The sequence below is a fragment of the Actinomycetota bacterium genome, from assembly GCA_035540895.1.
Lineage (GTDB): Bacteria > Actinomycetota > JAICYB01 > JAICYB01 > JAICYB01 > DATLFR01.
The window spans coordinates 1-2527 of sequence record DATLFR010000123.1 but is presented as its reverse complement, the minus strand read 5'-3'; the positions used below and the strand labels follow the sequence as shown (position 1 = coordinate 2527).

3 protein-coding genes are annotated in these 2527 nt (G+C 73.8%); 2 read left to right on the top strand and 1 reads right to left on the bottom strand.

Features of this window, described 5'->3' with window-relative positions; all coding sequences use genetic code 11:
• Together VM840_06905 and VM840_06900 are read left to right on the top strand one after the other, a co-directional pair.
• Positions 1 to 559: zinc-binding dehydrogenase (locus VM840_06905; protein ID HVL81300.1), on the top strand; the 559-nt coding region annotated here is incomplete at its 5' end.
• Positions 556 to 1569 carry a saccharopine dehydrogenase NADP-binding domain-containing protein gene (locus VM840_06900; protein ID HVL81299.1) on the top strand — a complete coding sequence of 338 codons (1014 nt, stop codon included), beginning with the start codon at positions 556 to 558 and terminating at the stop codon, positions 1567 to 1569. The genes VM840_06905 and VM840_06900, both read left to right, overlap by 4 nt.
• 7 nt (positions 1570 to 1576) lie before the next feature.
• On the opposite strand, the gene VM840_06895 is transcribed toward VM840_06900, so the two are convergent.
• A partial coding sequence (locus VM840_06895; protein HVL81298.1) for a methyltransferase domain-containing protein occupies positions 1577 to 2527 on the bottom strand: 951 nt, incomplete at its 5' end.

Sequence of the window (2527 nt, the reverse complement as noted above, 5' to 3'; positions counted from 1 at the left end):
GGTGCAGCCCGGCGACTCGGTCGCCGTCCTCGGGTGCGGAGGGGTCGGCATCAACGTCATCCAGGGAGCGGTCCTGGCGGGAGCCGAGCGGGTCATCGCGATAGACGCCCTCGACTCCAAGCTCGAGATGGCCACCCGGTTCGGGGCCACGCACACCGTCAACGCCAAGGAGACGGACACGAAGACCGCCGTCTTCGAGCTCACCGACGGTCGGGGTGCCGACGTCGCGTTCGAGGTGGTGGGTGCCGCGGCGCTGCAGCGACAGGTCCTGGAGCTGACCCGCCGCGGCGGCACGACGGTCTTCGTGGGCGTCGCCCCCTTCGGTGAGGACTTCACCGTCCAGAGCTTCTTCCTCACCTACAACGAGACCCGGCTGCTGGGGTGCTGGTACGGGTCCTGCGACCCGAAGCGGGACATCCCCCGATTCCTGAGGCTGTGGCAGGCCGGTCGACTGAACCTGGAAGACCTCATCTCGGACCGGGCCGGACTCGACGACGTCAACGCGGCCTTCGAGGCGATGGAGGCCGGGAAGGTGATCCGGACGGTCCTCACCCCGTGAGGGCAGCGGTGGTCGGGGCGACCGGTTACACCGGCGCCCTGGTGGTCCAGGAGCTCGTCTCCCGCGGGGTCGACCTCGTCGCGATCGGCCGCAGCCGCGAGAAGCTCGACGCGTTGCCGGGCGATCTTGAGCGCAGGGTGGCCGATGCGGGCGACGAGGCCTCCCTGGTCCGGGCTCTCGCCGGCTGCGACGCACTCGTCACGACCGTGGGCCCGTTCGTCGACCACGGGGAGCCCGTCGTCCGGGCGGCCGTGGAGGCAGGCGTGCACTACATCGACACGACCGGGGAGCAGGCGTTCATGCGGACGGTGTTCGAGCGGTACGACCGCGCCGCTTCGTCGGCGGGGATCGCGGTCGTCCCGGCCATCGGGTTCGACTACGTCCCGGGCGATATGGCGGCCGCCCTGGCCGCACAGGCGGCGGGCGGGACCCCGGACCGCATCGACGTCCACTACCTGATCCGGAAGGCGAAGGCGTCGGGCGGGACGAAGCGCACCGGGATGCGCGTCGCCGCCCTCCCCTGCCTGGTCTGGAAGGAGGGCCGGCTCGTCGAGGACCGGATCGGCGGCGACGGAAGGCGGTTCCTGTTCGCGGAGGGGGAGGCCAACGTCGCGCTCTGGCCCGGCGGAGAGCCGGTCACGGTGCCGAGGCATACGGGGGCCCGCAACGTGTCGACGTACATGCGCCTGCCGAAGGCGGCGTCGGCTCTGATCCGGGGCGCCGGGAAGGCGGCCTCGCTGGCCCAGCCGCTCGCCGGGACGGACGGTCCCTCGCCCGAGGAGCGAGGCAGGGGGCGCTACGAGGTGGTGGCGGTCGCGGACGGCGTGCGGTGCACGGTCGAGGGGCACGACATGTACGGGATGACGGCGGCCGCGTGCGCGGAGGCCCTGCAGCGGCTCGCCGACGGTGGTCCCCCCCGGGCCGGGGTCCTGGCGCCGGCGGAGGCCTTCGACCCCGCCGCGTTCCTCGACGCCATGCGCGGCCATCTCACGTGGCGCGTCGGGTCCTGACCTGAGCTCACATCCGCTGGAGGGCGAACCGGTCGCACGCGGTCTCAGCCGCGCTCGGGCGCCCGCGCACCTCCCGCAGGTACCAGTGGTAGTACTCGTGCAGGTACAGGTACCGGATCAGCTCGTGCGGCCGGTCGAACCGCAGACGGAGGACCGACCAGGCGAACCTGAGCCCCTTCCCCGGGAGTCGCCGAGCCCGGTACGGGATCCGCTCCGTGAAGGGACGGAAGGGGACGGGCACCTGGATCGTGATGCGGCGCTCGTCGAACTCGCACCAGGCCTGCACGTGGGGCCGGGTCCTGTAGCGCAGCGGCTTCACCACCACCCGGTAGCCACGGGCGACGGGGAGGCCGGCGAGCAGGCGCTCGACGCGACGCGGGGTCCAACCTGGCAGGTCGTGGACCTCGATGGGCATCCGTCCGGTCCGGGGGCCGGGGAGGCGCGCCACCGCCAGGCGCCAGGCGGGCTCCCGTGGGGCGAGTCGGCCGAGCAGGGGAGCCAGCGGCGAAGCCACCCTCGGCCCCCAGGTGACCGTGCAGCCCTGGTCCTCTAGGGTCCGGACGAACGAGCTCGCGTCGAACCCCCGCGACGCGTCGAGGTAGGCGCGCAGCGGCCCCGGAGCGCGCAGGTCCCGCGCCGCCCGCTGGAGCCAGGACCTCGAGCCCGGGCCGGGCAGGACCGCGAACAACGTCCCGCCCGGCAGGGTCACCCTGGCCAGCTCCCGGGCGGCCCGGACCGGGTCGGCCGCGCAGTGCAGCCACCCCCCCGCCCAGACGACGTCGAACATCTGGTCCCTCAGGGCCAGCTCGTCGACACGCGACGAGGCGACGCGGCCGCGCCGGGCGCGCGGCGACGGCCAGGGAACCAGGTACCGGCCCCCCACCCGCTTCCCGAGGGCCGTAGCCTCGGCCGCGACGGCCCGCAGGAGCCGCGCATCCGGCGACCCCACGTCGAGGAC